Here is a 15,958-nt window from a genome sequence, read left to right on the forward strand (position 1 = left end):
ATTTTTTAATGAATCAAACTGATAATATTTGCGTGATTAGGTAAAAAAGTAAGGACATGAAAATTTCTATAAGCAATCAAGTAACGAATGAAAATCCCTCCAGACGAAATAGTTTTCAAGAGTCAATTGAAATGAAGAAGCTATTTAAAGAGATCATGAAGGAGAAAGGCGAAATTGACGAAGCGAAGTTCAATTGGGTAAATGGTGAAACAGTAGAACTTAAAGGTGTATCTCCTATATCTGTTCATAGTTTTCTCGAGCAAGCAGAAGCTTTAGGTAAGAGAGTAAAATATACCAGTACTACTACAATTGATATTGGATAAAGCTACTTTCAATTCTTAACGATCATTCGATGGAACTACTTAATCCAAATAGCGTTTTGTTCTCTTCAAGTAAATATCAGGAACTGAGAAATTCGGTAGACGAGATATACAGAAGAATGACGTTTTGCAACTCATCACATTCAGAACGTGTACTGTCTCAGTTTGTAATTCAGTATAATGAACTGAAGCAAGTTCTTGCTTACCAAAACGCTATTTTTGAATCTCCTGGTAGTCCAACTACTTTACACTTTAGACTCCAAAGTTGTATACATTTCATTACGAGTGAAATCAAGCATAGTCACCTTTTGGAGAGTGAAATGCAACTCATTTAAATACACAAAATGCTCGAGCCGGAGTTGTATCAATCTGAACTATCTCCTTACCGTGAGTTTTCCGAAAGCGAATTTGAAGGTCATCCGCCTCCTTGCAGCATTGAAAATCTTGTTCCTTTGCTATTTGAAGAATTGCGTCATATCAATAATCCTGTAATGAAAGCATTTTACTTTCATCATGAGATTTTGAGAATAAAACCATTTTCAAACAGTAATGATCTGATCGCACGAATGGGTAAAAACTGGATTCTAATGTTTTATCTATTTCCTCCGATTTTTATCCATGACATCAATGATTACGAATCGTATCTAAGGTCAAAATATCTGAGCTTTATTCATTTGACGAAGAATCAAAACAGACTGGCGTTCGCTACTCAACATTTCTTTGATCTTGAATGGAGACGTCTTGAGTTTAGTGTTGGGAAATTGACTCGGTCTATTCACGATCTGGTAGAAAACCCCGTGTCCAAAGCTGTTGGTCTATCACAAGTACTATGAATTTATAAAATATAAATTCATAGTTATTTCATTTCTTCTAATCTCTCTAATTCTATTCCATAGTCATATTGCAAATCTTCATGGAGCGAAGCGACGATTTTTCGCAGTGCTATGATCTGACGATCGTAGATATTTTCCAGTGTATAATTCGAAAGCGGTGCGTGTCTCTCGAGTAGTTGTTCACAAAAGTATTTGAGCAGTTCAAACTCAGTTGTTTTCTTCTTGGAGTAACGAATGAACTTTTTGGCTAACCGTAGTATTTTGCGCATAGACTTGTTCACGTAGTAATAGCTTGATGAATTTACTTGATCAAAAAGTTCATCCATTTCTATTTTCACACTTTCTATATATGCTTCCTCATCTTGTGCCTCATACAGCAGGTAAGTAAGCAGTTCCTTAGAGTCTTTTTTGAACTTTGCCATTTGAAGACATAGTTCTACCAACTCCTTTTTGGTTTTGGTATTGAGTTCAATTTTAAGATCTCGTATGGATGCTGCTTTCATATTCGGGAAGTGACTTTCAAGTAGAATTCAACAAACATTGATAAAAATTGATACTTTGACAAAACTGATAGACCAATAAAACAACAGGCGACCGTTGCGGATCGCCTGTTTTTGGGTTGTTGGTAATTACAATTCTGCAATTACTGAAAGAGTCCTCCTGCTCTATCGAACAGGATTGTTTGTTGTTCGAAAGTATTGCTTTTCGACGAACCGTTTATAAAAAAATCAAAAAATTAATTTAAAAATTCATAAATACCGGCTACTCCTTGACCACCACCTACACAAGCTGTTACTATTCCATATTTTTGGCTGCGACGGCGCATTTCATTGATTAACTGAATGGATAATTTTGCACCTGTGCACCCTAGTGGATGACCCAGAGCAACTGCTCCTCCGTTTACATTAACAATATCTGGATTGAGGCCTCCTTCTTTGATGACTGCCAAGGCTTGTGTGGCGAAAGCTTCGTTTAATTCTATCTGCTCGATTTGATCCAATTTCATTCCGGCTTGACTTAGAGCTTTTGGTATCGCTGCTACTGGACCGATTCCCATAATTCTCGGGTTGACTCCTGCTGCTGCATACGTTACCAGTTTTGCGATTGGGTCAAGTTTCAATTCTTTCATCATCTTCTCAGACATCACGATAACGAATGCGGCTCCATCTGAAGTTTGTGAAGAATTCCCTGCAGTGACCATACCCCCATTTTTGAACGCTGGTCTTAACTTGGATAATCCATCCATAGATGTTCCTGGTCTTGGTCCTTCATCAGTATCTACTATGTATTTTCGAGTTTCCTTTTTGCCTTTTGCATTGACAAAAGTTTCTTCGACTGTGATCGGAACAATTTCTTCTTTGAATTTTCCGTCTTTGATTGCGGCAAGTGCTTTGTCATGAGAACTTACAGCGAACTCATCGGCTTGCTCTCTTGTAATTCCATAGTCCTTAGCTATTTCTTCCGCTGTAATACCCATTGATAGATAGTACTCCGGATTTTTTTCTGCAATCTTCCAGTTGAGAGCCGTTTTATATCCTAGCATGGGTACCAATGACATGGATTCGGTACCTCCTGCAATAATACAATCTGCCATTCCTGCTTTTATTTTTGCGGTAGCCATAGCGATTGTTTCTAATCCTGATCCGCAGTAGCGATTTACTGTTACTCCGGGAACTTCCATTGGTAATGACATCAAGGAAATCATTCTACCCATTTGCATTCCTTGTTCTGCTTCAGGAATTGCATTTCCAACTATCAAATCATCAATCCGTGTTGGATCAAGCTCAGGTACACTTGCTACCAAGTGTGTAATCACATCAGCTGCTAGATCATCTGGTCTGGTAAATCGAAATCCACCTTTTTTTGATTTTCCTACTGCCGTTCTATATCCTTTAATAATGTATGCTTCCATAATATTGATATTAAATATTCAGATAAAAGAACAATGACTCATCTTCCTAACTCTTGGAGAATGCGAATATCATTTTTGTCGTTCAGTTTTTCGTGCTTCAATAATTTTCAATTGATAAGACTCTATAAATCTAATTGTTAAGCCAAGTCATTTGATTTTTTCGAAATCATTAACTGTCTAACATTATGCCTTATAGTAAGTTCTTAAATCTTTATTCTTAAGGTCTAATTTCTCAAAGGCTTCCCTTTGAACAAAATGCTATGAATTCTCTCTAGTGTTTTTGGTTCTGCACATAGACTTAGAAATGCTTCACGCTCTAGATCTAGTAAATACTGCTCTGATACTTTAGTAGACTGTGTGAGGTCCCCACCGGCCATTACATAAGCAAGCTTTCTTGCAATCTTAGCGTCGTGTTCTGAAATGTATTGTCCGTAGAGCATTCCAGCGATACCTGCTTCGAACATTGCCATTGCAGTTCTACCATGAACTTTAATATCTGTTCTCTCGGTGGGTTTGGTATAACCTGACTCTGCAAGACTGATTGCCTTTGCTTTTGCGTCAGCCAAAAGTCGAGATCTGTTCAAAGTCACCTGATCTTGCGGTCTCAAAATATTCATAGCTCGAGCTTCTGCTGCTGATGTAGCGACTCTAGCGGTTGCTATGTTCATAAAATATTTCTGAAGCGTATTTAATTCTGGATCTCCTTCACCATATTCATCCGAAGCTCGCAATACAAACTCTTTGGTTCCTCCACCTCCGGGTATTACACCTACTCCAAATTCAACTAAACCAATGTATGTTTCTGCATGTGCTTGTATCGCATCACAATGTAATGACATCTCACAACCACCACCTAATGCCAAGCCTGATGGAGCTGCCACCACTGGTACGTTTGAGAATCTCATTCTCATCATAGTCTTTTGAAAATGAGCAATCATAAGATCCACTTCGTCCCATTCTTGATCCGAGGAATACATAAAAAGCATTGCAAGATTGGCTCCAGCAGAAAACTGTTGTGACTCATTTCCGATTACCACTCCACGAAAATTTTCTTCTGCTTTTGTAATAGCTGTATTCAAACCCTCTATGACATCACCACTTATAGAATTCATCTTCGTGTGGAACTCGACATTGAGAATGCCATCACCAATATCATATACCGTACTGCCCGGATTTTGATAGACAATATTATTTTGTTTGAAAGCATCGAGTATCACGAAACCTTCTGTTCCTGGTACAACTTTATATTCTTTGGATGGAATGTCGTAATAATACTTCTTACCGTTTTCGAATTTATAAAAACTGTCGTGTCCAGCTGCTAACATTTCAGTGACCCAATCAGCTGGTTTCATACCAGCTTGCTGCATTTTTTCTGTAATTTCTTTTACTCCCAGTGTATCCCAAGTTTCAAAGGGTCCCATTTCCCAGGCGAAGCCTGCCGAAACAGCTTGATCGATTCTATACAGTTCATCAGATATTTCAGGAATTCTGAAAGAACAGTATTTGAAGAGATCAAAGAATGTTGCCCTATAAAACTCTCCTGCTCTATCGTCATAATTGACAAGAATTTTGATTCTCTCTTTTAGGTTTTCATTGTCTTTAGCTTCTCCTAATGAATCAAAAAGTGTTTTTGATTTTGGACCATATTCGAAAGTATTTAGATCTAATTCTAAGATCTCTTTTTTACCTCCTTCATGAACGACTTTCTTATAATACCCTTGTTTGGTTTTATCTCCCCACCATTTTCGATCATACAATTCTTGAACTATTCTTGGAAGTTTGAAAGAATCTCTTGATTCATCACTTGGCAATCCTTGGTACAATCCGTTAGCCACATGAACGGAAGTGTCCAATCCTACGACATCCATCGTACGGAATGTTGCAGATTTTGCTCTACCAATAATTGGGCCGGTGAGTTTATCGACTTCACCGACTTTCATTCCCATTTTCTCAATGGTATGCATAGCTGACATGATTGCGTAGATTCCAATCCTGTTGGCAATAAATGCAGGGGTGTCTTTGCACAATACGGTTTCTTTTCCAAGAAATAAATCGCCATAATTCATCAAAAAATCAATGACTTTTTGGTCCGTATCTGGTGTGGGAATAATCTCAAGTAACCTTAAGTACCTCGGTGGATTGAAAAAGTGAGTACCACAGAAATGCTTTTTAAAATCTTCACTTCGTCCTTCAGCCATTAGGTGAATAGGAATTCCCGAGGTATTGGAAGTAATGAGTGTACCTGGTTTGCGATATTTTTCTACCTGCTCGTAGACTATTTTCTTAATGTCTAATCTCTCGACTACTACCTCCATTATCCAATCGACTTCGGAGATTTTAGACATGTCATCTTCCATATTGCCAAGTGTGATCAAGGCTGCTTTGGAAGAATCGTAAAGTGAAGCGGGTTTAGCTTTCAATGTACTTTGAAAAGCATCATTGACAATTCGGTTTCTAACGGATTTATCGTCCAACGATAAACCTTTATTTTGTTCAGCTTCGGTGAGCTCTTTGGGTACAATGTCTAATAACAAGACATTGACACCGATGTTGGCGAAATGGCAAGCTATCCTCGAACCCATTATCCCGGAACCGAGGATGGCTACTTTCCTAATCGATCTGTTACTCATTGTCAGTTAATATTGTTTTGGTATCGAAATTTTTATTGGTATCAATCACTTTTTCTATCGATCGCATGACTTTGAAAAATGATTCAAGATCATGTTCAGATATCTGCTCTCGAACTGCTTCGTTGAAAAGGATAACAGCTTTCTTAGAGAAAGCACGTTTTTCTTTTCCTTGTTCTGTCAGGCGAATTCTGACCGACCGTCGATCCTCTGGATCCTGCACTCTGGTGATCAGACCTGACTCTTCCATATTTTTGAGTAGCCGTGTGAGACTACGAGCTTCCATTCCTAATGCGGGTGCTATTTTAGTAGCTGGTGTACCATCATACTTATCAATATTCAATAAGACAAAACCTGTCGAAGCACTGACTCCTTCTTTAGCTCCTCCTTGATTGTACATTCTGGATATTCCGTGCCATGCTGCCTTGATGTGATAATCTACCGTCTCTTCCTTCTTCATATACCAGTTATTTAATCATGGGGCGTTTGCCCTTGGAATATAATTCCTTGACTTCTTAGTCGAACTTTAATAAGATTCTAAAGATTCCAACCAAAGAACCTCTATTCAATTATTCAACAGCAACTTATTCGATAATGAGAATTATTTGCATAATTTTCTTACCGCCTCTATCAAATATACCAAAAATTATTCTGCATGCATAACATTTTACTGCTATAGATGAAAAAGGTTATGATCTAGATGTTTGAATAGTTTTCGAAAGGATATTAGTTTTCCTAGAACATACATATCGATAGTAGATAAATGAGTAAGACTGGAAAAATTATTGAAATAGAATACAAAGGGGTTAAAATTATTCATACTGATCTTTCGAAACTCAGTTCTGAAGATGCGATTGCGGTGTTAGAAGATACGTTGATTGAAATTCCTAAATATGGTGAAAAATCGGTGCTTTCTCTACTCAGTGTAAAACACCTTGAGTTTAGCACAAGCCTCATGAAAGTATTCAACAAAGTAGGTGTAGAAAACAAACGTTATGTATTGGGAACAGCAGTTTGCGGCCTTTCTTCCATGACTCGGCTTCTTGCTAAAGGGGTAATTACAGCATCTGGTAGAAAAGCTGATATTTTTAATACCCAAGAAGAAGCATTGGAATGGCTATACCTGGTTCACAAAGGAGAAAAGTAATTTGTCTAATAAAACTTAATCACAACAAGATTTACCCAAATACGGTTTTAAATCTAATTGAAGACACAAGATAATCGCTTCTTAAATGAAGTTATGAGACGCAAGGAATTGAGGAATTAGACTCTTTGCGCTAGACCTTGTGAATGAAGCTCCCCGACCCAAGGGTACGGGGTATCTTTGGGATTTTATTTCTACTCGACCCAAGGATCGGGGAATTAAACCCAAAAGGCTATCGCCCTGCGATTAAATCTGATCTCCTCTCATTTTTCTGAACCTTTTACGTGCATCACTAACATAGACGCTTCCTGGATAAGTCGTCAAGAACTCTCGATACATTTCCATTGCAGCATCTTTATTTCCTAATTGATTTTCATTGATATCAGCCATTAGAAACAATGCATCATCTCCTAGAATATCCTGACCATGTTGTTTGTAGATTATTTGTAGATGATTAATGGCATTTTGAAAATTTCCTTGTTTCAATTCTAAATTCGCTATCTGCCAATGAATTTCATCTACTATAGAATGACCGGTATATTTTACTAGCATCTCCTCATATGCATTCTTAGCTTCATCATTCTTATTTTGAAATTGGAGTAATTCAATAGCTGCATACTCTTTCATTACATATTCTGACGAATCCATCATGGTGTTATCTTTTATCAATAGACTTAAGAAGATAGCATCATTAGCAATTTCTTTTGTTGTGGCCTGCTTTAATATGTCCAAATGACCTTTTGCAAGGTCGAAATTACCAGTGTAGTAATTCAACTTAGCATTTCTAAGCTTAGCCTCGTATCCGATAGTAGAAGATTTGTTTTCCTTCTCTACTTGTGAATAAAGTAGTGTCGATTCCCACGGTTCATCTATCAGCAGGTAGATATCACCTAGATCCAGTTTTGACTTAGCTTTTGTTTTTCTGTCGACTCTTGGTCTTTTCGCTAGGTTTTGTAAGATGTTAATGGCCGAATCATATTCATACAAGTAGAAGGCATGGAGTATAGCTTTACCTCGATATGCGTCGTATGTGGAATTGTTTAGACCTAATTCTTTTATAAGATTTTGATAATCCAGCGTAAGCTGGTGAATTGCATTTTTATCTATTGGAAATTCAGTTTTGATTTTTGACTCTCTTGCTTGAATTATCTTTCTTTTAGATGTTGAGTAAACATTTCCTACAGTATATTTTTCGATAATATATGAGAATATAGAAATAGCATCATCATACAATTTGTTCTCCATCGCGAGATCTCCTATTTGCATTAAACGAAACCCGTCTTCCTTAAAACGTTTATCAAGAGCCTTGGCTTGAATGAAGGCTGCATAAAAATCTTTTCTTTGAATATTAACCCAAACTAACAGGTCACCATACATGGATATATTTGGATTCTTTTGAATTTTTTCAATTAAGATAGCTTGAAATGCTTCCATATATTCTTGATCCTGGAGCACGGTTTGAAGAATATTTTTTACATATCGAAGATTGCCTGGTCTAAGCGAAGCAAAGTTCAAATACTCACCAATCATATTATCTTTCTGATCAAGCTGTCTATAAACATTTGCCATTTCCAAAGCGTACTTAGTTTCGTCTTTTACAGCGGCCCTACTCGCCTTATACATTTTAATAGCCTCTTGACTCATTTGTTTGCTGAGCATGTGTTTAGTACCCAATCTCACTTGATACTCACTGCTTTTGAATCTTTCAATCAAATCATTTACATACTTTGTATAGAGATTCATATCTCCCATACTTTGATATAGCCTAGCTCTATCTATTTTGTAATAGATATCCATTGGGAAAGCTTTTTCTGCTTTTTTTAGATATTTATCTACAGCTTTAAAGTCTTTCTGTTGGATTAATAGCTCAAAGTAGTTGTTGTGGATATCTAAATAGTTTTTTGGATCTTTTGCCAATTGGTCATAAATGTCCCGAGCCTTTAGAATATCACCATTTTGGTAATACTCATTTGCCAATTGTACTTGAGTGGAATTTTGCGCCACGATGGTGAACGCATTTATTATTATGAGTACAATGAATGATATTCTCTTTTCCACAGATTTCTTCAACATGATATATTAAATAAGATATAAATAAAACTATTATTATTTATTAGCACTGTGGATTTGTGGATATTTCAATTTGGATTTAAGATATGTTTCTTGTTGGTGAATAAAGGAAATGTTAGCTACAGTTTATCCACAGATTAAGTTCCTTGTATTTCAATGAGTTATTGATTTACTAACATTATTTATCTTGATGTTGAAACGTGTTATTCACTACAATGTTGATTGGTATGTTTTGTGGAGAAATATGAGTTTATCAGAGTTATCCCTAGGGTATATCAAAATATTGGTGTGAGTAAGTATAACTTGGATACTTATAGACATCGGTTGTTAATGATTTATACACGTTATCCACAGTTATTAACATGGTTTGCTTAGGTTGATAAAGTCTGATTATTGGATTGAACTTTAGATTTACTGTGTACACGAAATTGAATCTGTGCTAGTGGGTTTCACCAGTAGAGTCTCTATTATGAGTGTGTTTATGTTGCTAGGACTTAGACTGACTCAGTTTTTGTTTGCTAGAAGTAGATAGAATGAGTTCTACTTAGAATTGAATGTTGACATTTTCAAGTTCCCAGTTGGCTCTGACGTCAAATACTTCTGGATAGAAATAGATAGATTCTGGTTCGATATCTTCGATGATATTACCGGAAGACCATTCGCCGTCTGCGTTGTCGTCTATTAGAATCCTAAATGTGTATTTACCTGGTTCGATATCTTTGAACTTATAGGTGGTTTTAGAATCCGTAGATTGAATAATTTTATATGAAGGGTCTACGAGCTGTAATGTGAAGTTTGATGAAGTAGATGTGATTGTTCCAGAGATGATTCCTGAAGCTGTTGAATTTTTAAATAGGTAGCCTCGAGTAATAGCTTTTGTCGTATCGTTTTCAACGGATACAAATGCTGCAGCAGGTATGTTGAAATTAATGAGAGAAGTATCTACGTTCATCAGGTAGCTTTTTTCTGTAAAGAAAATAGAATCAGTATTGGTGGTATCTTGGTAGTTAAGAAGAAGACTATCTATTAAATCTGGAAAAACATTTTTATTCACTGGGGTTTTCACATGAAACTTCGTGAAATCTTGATTCCAAGAAAATACTTCTTCTGTTAGATATTCTATGAGTAATGTGTCGTAGTTTAAGCTGATAGAATCGGTGCTATATGACGTGATAGGTTTTGTGAAATCGATTGTAATTTTTAGTGAGTCTTCTAAACGATATGAAGCTGCTGGTACCATTGTATATTCGAATGTTGCTGGCTTTCTTTTGGATTCTTTGAATTTAACATAGAGTGTATCTTGTCTATTGTTCTCCAATGAATCGAATACTTGTATGATAAGACCTAAACTATCTCGTTCGTATTTGAATTTATTGGGTTTATAGAACCTAATTGTTTGATTTTCAGATATTAAGTTGGTTTTAGGTAGTGGTAATGGTTTGTTTTCGAGAGGTTTTATTAGGTATTTTGATAGGAACTTGTTGTATAGTACATCAAAGTATCTTCCTGTGCTTTTACCTCTTGATAGTTTGAGCTCTCTAGAGTCTATAATCTGTACTGGAATTTTAATTTCATCAACGCTTTGGTTTAGATCTATGTATCCAGATTTGAATCCATGAAGTTCATCTGAGGGTTCGATTTTCATGTTGTTATTAGCATCCATGAATGCGTAAAGTTTGTACTTGCCGTTTTTGATATTTTCGATCGTAAACAGACCTTCTTCATCCGTTTTTGTAAAGTATCTTGGTTTACCTGTGAATGCATCAATAGTGTCTTCTTCTGAGTATAGAGACACTAGTGCTTCTTTAATTGGTGCATTGGTGTATAGATCGTGAACGTAACCTTTGAGGTATATAGAATCTAGAATCGGTCCTGTAGAGAAGGCAAGTTTTAAATTGACTGGAGGATTTTTTTCTGTGATGTCACCTATACCTTCCGCAAAATTCAAGGTGTATGTGGTGGCAGAATCAAAGGGTTCTTCAAATTGGAGTATTACCGTGTTTTTCTTGACTTTGAATTTGTAAGGGTTTTCGATGTATGGGGTAATGATCAGATTCTGTTTGATTCGGTCGGCAGAGACCCTTTCATCGAAGGTTAAAGTAAAATCTTGTCCAGTGTAGTTTACGGTTTTGTGAAGAGGTTTCGAATGAATGAGAGTTGGTGGTATAGTGTCCTTAGGACCTCCAGTAGGACTACTTTGATTGGCGCAGGACATTGCAAATGCGAAAACTAATAGTAGTACTGCTGGAAGTAAATGTTTCATGATCGTTTGAATACGTAAATGAGACTGGAGTAATTGTTATTTTGTTTGGCGAATTTATTAGAAATTAATCCTCGAATAAATGCCTTGAGGTAATTTGATTTTCCAGTTGCTATTTTTTCACTTAGAAGACTAACGTAGTAGGCATCTAGTTTCATAGGTATGGTCTTTTTAAGTTTGAATTTATGGGCTTTTAAAAGTTCCGTTATTGTATCTGGTGTGAAGTGATATAGATGGCGTGGGACATCGTATGCAGCCCAGTTTTCTTTGTAGTATTCACGGTCATGAGAATTATGATTGGGTACAGCTATTAGAAGAGTTCCTTTTCGTTTAAGTACTTCTGTTAGTTTTTTTAGAGTGGAATTGAGATCATGGACATGTTCAAGTACATGCCAGAGAGTGACGATATCAAATTTTTTCGTATTGAGATCTTCATGACTTTTAAGGATAGTAAGATCTGTTTCTTCAATAATTTTCTGTCTAGTTTCGTCATCGGGTTCGATGCCTGTTGTTTTCCACCCTTGTTTATTAAGGTGTTCAAGTAGTGTTCCTGCACCACATCCATAATCGAGTATCTTTCGGCCTTCGCTTAGTGATGCGAGTAGTTTAGTTTTCCGTCTAAGGGTAAACCAGCGGGCTACTTTATATATTCTATTAGTTAAGTTGTTCCCTTTGTTTTTGTGTGATATGTATTCTTCGGATTGGTAGTATTTACCTATTGATTGTTTATTGGGTCTTGGACTTGTTAGTAAAAGATTACAGTTGATACATTGCATAATAGCAAAGCTCTCTTGACTAACGGTGTGGTCATCTGCAATACAGAAACTCTTAAATTGTTTGCTATTACAAGATGGACAGATTTCTATTTTTTCGTACATAATTTATCTAGACATGTAGACCATCAATACTGAAATATCGGCTGGATTTACTCCACTGATTCTTGATGCTTGTCCGAGATTGGTTGGCATAATGTTACTTAGTTTTTCTTTAGCTTCTGCTGATAGTGCAGAGATTTGTCTATAATCAAATCCGTCTGGAATTAACTTATTATCCAAGTTAGACATTTGCTCCGCTAAGTTTTGTTCCTTCTCAATGTAAGTTTCGTATTTTGTTTGAATAGAAGCTTGTTGGAGAACATCATCAGATATGGAGTTGGTATATGTTTTTAGTTCTTCACTCAGTTCTATTACATCTTCGATATTTAGTTCAGGTCTTCTTAGGAAATTAATCATTGGAGATTTTTCTCTAATCTTAGAAGATTGAATAGCTTCTAGTTTGGCATTTACTTCTTCAGGTTTAACCTTAATAGTTTGAAGCTTCTTTATGGTCTCCTCCGTTTGGTTGATTTTTTTATTAACGGTGGTGAGTCTTTCTTCACTCGCTAAGCCTAAATCATATCCTAGTTGTGTTAGTCTTATATCTGCATTGTCTTGCCTTAGTAGTATTCTGAATTCGGCTCTGGAGGTAAACATGCGGTAGGGCTCATTGGTCCCTTTATTGATAAGATCATCTATCAGTACACCTATGTAAGCTTCAGATCTACCAAGTATAAAAGGTGATTTATTATGTACTTTGTTGTGGGCATTAATGCCTGCCATGAGTCCTTGACTGGCTGCTTCTTCATATCCAGTTGTACCATTGATTTGGCCAGCGAAATATAAGTTATCTATGAGTTTGGTTTCTAGAGTATGTTTTAGTTGAGTGGGTGGAAAGTAGTCATATTCTATTGCGTATCCAGGTCTAAACATTTTAACTTTTTCGAAGCCTGGGATCTTGGTTATGGCTTTGTATTGTACGTCTTCTGGTAGACTGGTTGAGAATCCATTAACATATATTTCAACAGTATTCCATCCCTCTGGTTCGACGAAAATCTGGTGTCTTTCTCTTTCTGCAAATCGGTTGATTTTGTCTTCAATGGATGGACAATATCTTGGACCTAGACCTTTGATTCTGCCAGTGAACATAGGGGATTGTTCGAATCCGGTTTTTAGAATATCGTGTACTTGAGCGTTAGTATAGGTGATGTGACATGGTGTTTGTTTGGTCAGAGGTTTGGTATTGGTAAATGAAAATTTACCTGGGTTCTCATCACCAGGCTGTTCTTCCATGATGTCCCAGTTGAGTGAACGACCATCTACTCTGGGAGGAGTACCAGTTTTCATTCTTCCTGATTCAAATCCTAGTTCGACTAGTTGTTCGGTTATACCGGTTGCAGCTTTTTCTCCTGTTCTACCACCACCGAATTTTTTTTCACCGATATGGATTAGACCATTAAGGAAGGTGCCATTTGTAAGAACTACACTTTTAGCATTAATCTCAAGACCCATACCTGTTCGGACTCCTACTACTCTGTTGTCTTTGATAACCAATCCTGATACCATTTCTTGCCAGAAATCTACATTAGGTGTTTTCTCTAGTTGTAGTCGCCATTCTTCAGCGAATCGCATTCTGTCGTTTTGTGTTCTGGGACTCCACATGGCAGGTCCTTTTGATTGGTTAAGCATTCTGAACTGAATCATAGACTTATCAGAAATGATTCCTGAGTAGCCACCTAATGCATCAATCTCTCGCACTATTTGTCCTTTTGCTACTCCACCCATGGCTGGGTTACATGACATCTGTGCGATGGTGTTCATGTTCATAGTGACCAACATTACTTTTGATCCCATATTTGCAGCAGCTGCAGCAGCTTCACATCCTGCGTGTCCTGCGCCTACTACGATAACGTCGTAATCCTGAAACATACTTTTATGATTATGTTCCACGTGAAACATTTATACTCTAAAACCTATTAATGTTTCACGTGGAACTATAGTCTTCAATTTGAAAGCCGCAAAGATAAGTAAGGTGTTTATTTTTTCTAGTTGTACCGTGATGGCTGATATTGATTGTCGTGTTTAATATGTTCCACGTGGAACAGGATAGTTCTACTCTTTAGTCTATTTGGTGTTTCACGTGAAACAGTATTTAATGTTTTTCGAGTTTATCTTATACTGTTTGTATCTAAAGTGTTCGGTACTCACTGAATGATAGGTAGAGTATGTAGATGTTTAACTGGTGATATGTTAAGTTGGAATTTCATTAACAGAAGGTGTTTAAGTGGCTTTTAAAAGATGTTCGTAATGAGTTTTTATGTAGGATGAGTTGGGTTTTACCTTTCTATTAGAATATGATTACTCATGCTATGTCGCGTATGAATTTTTAAGGGAATGAAAAAGTTTGGAATGTTGTGAAGGGTATTGTGGATTTTTTGTGAGTTAAATTATTTGCTAGGAGATTACCTGTTAGTTTTATTTCTAGGATTATACGTGAGTATTAAAACAGAATTCGGATTGTGCTCAGTGCTTTTAGGATTTAAATAGTTGATGTGTTTCACGTGGAACACGTGTTGTTTTGTGTTGAGTTTGTTTTATCGATTCCAATTTAGAGTGAGCTTTTTTAAACTATGACTGTTTCTTGTCTACACTTTTGGTTCGTGAATAAGCCTATGGAGTTTGATAACATGATCATGAAGAGTTATTAGGTTGAAGACTTTATAGTCCTCCAAGTTTGATCCAATAGTATTTGAGGTTTAGTCGGTATTGCTTTTTATCGGGTAAACCTATTTGCAATAGGTTGTCAGGTGTTGGATTGTTGGTAGATTTTAGGATTGGAACTTTTATAGTGTTTAGTGATTATATACAGGTTTAGTATCATTGATCTCAATGATGTTTCAAGTTCCTTTTTATTTAATGGATTTGATAGCTGTCGTTCCAGGTGTTCTGGCAAGCGTATAGATTATGTACGGGTATAAGTATAGCTCCTATGATCTATATTTCATTGTCTAGAAGAGCTGGGATTGCTTATTTGATTAAGTTATTGTTAGATAATGGGAATCTCTAAAGGAAGGTATTATGTTCCACGTGGAACATTAAAACTATGAGATAACCCCTAAACAAGTTATTGTTACTGAGGATTGTTTACTAATGGATTTTTAGATAGATAGAAATTTTCTTTCTCAGTCATTTCTGACTGTTCGTTTTCTGTTTTGTCATTGTAACCTAAGAGGTGTAATAGACCATGTATTATTACTCTATTAAGTTCGGTGAGATATGTAATGTTAAGGGATGTAGCATTGTCTGTGATTCTCTCTAGGCTTATGAATAGATCTCCCTCTATTTTACCTGATTGTTCTGAGTTATCAAAGGTGATGATATCGGTGTAATAGTCGTGGTCTAAATATTCTACGTTGATTTTGTGTAGATATTCATCTGAACAAAATATATAGTTAAGATGGATCAGTGAGTATCCTTCGTTTTGTATTGTTGATTTGATCCAAGCACTAGTTTGTTCAAGGTTGAGATTGGGTTGGTTTATATCTTCAAAGAAGTATTCAATAAGGTTTGACATCAGGAGAGATAGAAACTTAGTTCAACTTTCTTTCCTTCGTCTTCGAATTTTACTTCATCGCAAAGATTCTTCATTAAAAAGATTCCTCGGCCGCTTGGTTTCTCGAGGTTTTCTGGAGCTGTAGGGTCTGGGAGGTCATCGAATTGAAATCCTGTTCCTTCATCTTGGATAGTGAACTTTACTTCGTTTTCTTGAAGACTTAGCGATAGAGTTACGTTTTTGCTCTTATCAGATTTGTTTCCATGTACAATGGCGTTGTTGACAGACTCTGTAACGGCTATCATTATGTTTCCATATATATCATCGTTGAAGTTGTATTTGTCACGAGCGTTGTCAATGAAACTTTCTACGATTCTGATATTTTCTGAAAGTGATGGTATTTGTATGTTGATGGCTTCCATGT

Annotated in this window: 14 protein-coding genes; 4 read left to right on the forward strand and 10 right to left on the reverse strand. The window is 36.4% G+C overall.

The features are described 5' to 3' along the window. Positions 1-56: 56 nt before the first annotated feature. Genes DKG80_RS19410 through DKG80_RS19420 form a run of 3 tightly spaced genes read left to right on the forward strand, consistent with a single transcriptional unit; the run spans position 57 to position 1,153 of the window. Positions 57-323: a hypothetical protein gene (locus tag DKG80_RS19410; protein ID WP_109833048.1), complete on the forward strand. Its 267-nt coding sequence runs from the start codon at positions 57-59 to the stop codon at positions 321-323. A gap of 29 nt (positions 324-352) precedes the next feature. Then, positions 353-655: a hypothetical protein gene (locus tag DKG80_RS19415; RefSeq protein ID WP_109833049.1), complete on the forward strand. Its 303-nt coding sequence runs from the start codon at positions 353-355 to the stop codon at positions 653-655. 9 nt (positions 656-664) lie between these two features. Then, positions 665-1,153, forward strand: a complete 489-nt coding sequence (locus DKG80_RS19420; protein ID WP_109833050.1) for a Fic family protein — start codon at positions 665-667, stop codon at positions 1,151-1,153. A gap of 23 nt (positions 1,154-1,176) precedes the next feature. Here the strand turns inward: DKG80_RS19420 and DKG80_RS19425 are convergent, their stop codons facing one another. The 4 genes from DKG80_RS19425 to DKG80_RS19440 form a co-directional block, all read right to left on the reverse strand. Beyond that, positions 1,177-1,656: a hypothetical protein gene (locus tag DKG80_RS19425; protein WP_109833051.1), complete on the reverse strand. Its 480-nt coding sequence runs from the start codon at positions 1,654-1,656 to the stop codon at positions 1,177-1,179. A gap of 233 nt (positions 1,657-1,889) precedes the next feature. Next, complete coding sequence (locus DKG80_RS19430; RefSeq protein WP_109833052.1) at positions 1,890-3,065, reverse strand: thiolase family protein; 1,176 nt, start codon at positions 3,063-3,065, stop codon at positions 1,890-1,892. Positions 3,066-3,289: 224 nt separating this feature from the next. Further along, positions 3,290-5,695, reverse strand: a complete 2,406-nt coding sequence (locus tag DKG80_RS19435; protein WP_109833053.1) for a 3-hydroxyacyl-CoA dehydrogenase/enoyl-CoA hydratase family protein — start codon at positions 5,693-5,695, stop codon at positions 3,290-3,292. Continuing rightward, a complete protein-coding gene (locus DKG80_RS19440; protein WP_109833054.1) occupies positions 5,688-6,152 on the reverse strand; it encodes a MarR family winged helix-turn-helix transcriptional regulator in 465 nt (154 codons plus the stop codon). Before DKG80_RS19440 ends, DKG80_RS19435 begins: the two co-directional genes overlap by 8 nt. Before the next feature lie 303 nt (positions 6,153-6,455). Here DKG80_RS19440 and DKG80_RS19445 point away from each other — a divergent pair, with 303 nt between their 5' ends. Further along, positions 6,456-6,839: a hypothetical protein gene (locus DKG80_RS19445; RefSeq protein ID WP_109833055.1), complete on the forward strand. Its 384-nt coding sequence runs from the start codon at positions 6,456-6,458 to the stop codon at positions 6,837-6,839. Between the two features lie 243 nt (positions 6,840-7,082). Here DKG80_RS19445 and DKG80_RS19450 read toward each other — a convergent pair whose 3' ends face one another. The 6 genes from DKG80_RS19450 to DKG80_RS19475 all read right to left on the reverse strand — a co-directional run bounded on the left by DKG80_RS19450 (position 7,083) and on the right by DKG80_RS19475 (position 15,956). Then, the gene (locus DKG80_RS19450; RefSeq protein ID WP_109833056.1) at positions 7,083-8,909 is read right to left on the reverse strand and encodes a tetratricopeptide repeat protein; all 1,827 of its coding nucleotides are present in this window, start codon (positions 8,907-8,909) and stop codon (positions 7,083-7,085) included. 541 nt (positions 8,910-9,450) lie between these two features. Further along, the gene (locus DKG80_RS19455; RefSeq protein WP_109833057.1) at positions 9,451-11,169 is read right to left on the reverse strand and encodes an Ig-like domain-containing domain; all 1,719 of its coding nucleotides are present in this window, start codon (positions 11,167-11,169) and stop codon (positions 9,451-9,453) included. Continuing rightward, on the reverse strand, positions 11,166-12,044 hold the full coding sequence (locus DKG80_RS19460) for a class I SAM-dependent methyltransferase (RefSeq protein ID WP_109833058.1): 879 nt from the start codon (positions 12,042-12,044) through the stop codon (positions 11,166-11,168). The genes DKG80_RS19455 and DKG80_RS19460 overlap by 4 nt, the downstream gene beginning before the upstream one ends. 3 nt (positions 12,045-12,047) lie before the next feature. Beyond that, positions 12,048-13,910: a tRNA uridine-5-carboxymethylaminomethyl(34) synthesis enzyme MnmG gene (gene mnmG / locus DKG80_RS19465; protein ID WP_109833124.1), complete on the reverse strand. Its 1,863-nt coding sequence runs from the start codon at positions 13,908-13,910 to the stop codon at positions 12,048-12,050. A 1,201-nt stretch (positions 13,911-15,111) separates the two neighbouring features. Then, positions 15,112-15,555: an rRNA maturation RNase YbeY gene (gene ybeY / locus DKG80_RS19470; protein WP_109833059.1), complete on the reverse strand. Its 444-nt coding sequence runs from the start codon at positions 15,553-15,555 to the stop codon at positions 15,112-15,114. Further along, on the reverse strand, positions 15,555-15,956 hold the full coding sequence (locus tag DKG80_RS19475) for an ATP-binding protein (RefSeq protein ID WP_109833060.1): 402 nt from the start codon (positions 15,954-15,956) through the stop codon (positions 15,555-15,557). Before DKG80_RS19475 ends, ybeY begins: the two co-directional genes overlap by 1 nt. Between the last annotated feature and the right edge of the window lie 2 nt (positions 15,957-15,958).

It is taken from the genome of Reichenbachiella versicolor (genome assembly GCF_003171675.1).
Lineage (GTDB): Bacteria > Bacteroidota > Bacteroidia > Cytophagales > Cyclobacteriaceae > Reichenbachiella > Reichenbachiella versicolor.

What these genes read in the sequence shown, in the direction of transcription:
- DKG80_RS19410 (WP_109833048.1), top strand. Translation starts at nt 57, where the DNA reads ATGAAAATTTCTATAAGCAATCAAGTAACGAATGAAAATCCCTCCAGA.
- DKG80_RS19415 (WP_109833049.1), top strand. Translation starts at nt 353, where the DNA reads ATGGAACTACTTAATCCAAATAGCGTTTTGTTCTCTTCAAGTAAATAT.
- DKG80_RS19420 (WP_109833050.1), top strand. Translation starts at nt 665, where the DNA reads ATGCTCGAGCCGGAGTTGTATCAATCTGAACTATCTCCTTACCGTGAG.
- DKG80_RS19425 (WP_109833051.1), bottom strand. Translation starts at nt 1,656, where the DNA reads ATGAAAGCAGCATCCATACGAGATCTTAAAATTGAACTCAATACCAAA.
- DKG80_RS19430 (WP_109833052.1), bottom strand. Translation starts at nt 3,065, where the DNA reads ATGGAAGCATACATTATTAAAGGATATAGAACGGCAGTAGGAAAATCA.
- DKG80_RS19435 (WP_109833053.1), bottom strand. Translation starts at nt 5,695, where the DNA reads ATGAGTAACAGATCGATTAGGAAAGTAGCCATCCTCGGTTCCGGGATA.
- DKG80_RS19440 (WP_109833054.1), bottom strand. Translation starts at nt 6,152, where the DNA reads ATGAAGAAGGAAGAGACGGTAGATTATCACATCAAGGCAGCATGGCAC.
- DKG80_RS19445 (WP_109833055.1), top strand. Translation starts at nt 6,456, where the DNA reads ATGAGTAAGACTGGAAAAATTATTGAAATAGAATACAAAGGGGTTAAA.
- DKG80_RS19450 (WP_109833056.1), bottom strand. Translation starts at nt 8,909, where the DNA reads ATGTTGAAGAAATCTGTGGAAAAGAGAATATCATTCATTGTACTCATA.
- DKG80_RS19455 (WP_109833057.1), bottom strand. Translation starts at nt 11,169, where the DNA reads ATGAAACATTTACTTCCAGCAGTACTACTATTAGTTTTCGCATTTGCA.
- DKG80_RS19460 (WP_109833058.1), bottom strand. Translation starts at nt 12,044, where the DNA reads ATGTACGAAAAAATAGAAATCTGTCCATCTTGTAATAGCAAACAATTT.
- mnmG (WP_109833124.1), bottom strand. Translation starts at nt 13,910, where the DNA reads ATGTTTCAGGATTACGACGTTATCGTAGTAGGCGCAGGACACGCAGGA.
- ybeY (WP_109833059.1), bottom strand. Translation starts at nt 15,555, where the DNA reads ATGTCAAACCTTATTGAATACTTCTTTGAAGATATAAACCAACCCAAT.
- DKG80_RS19475 (WP_109833060.1), bottom strand. Translation starts at nt 15,956, where the DNA reads ATGGAAGCCATCAACATACAAATACCATCACTTTCAGAAAATATCAGA.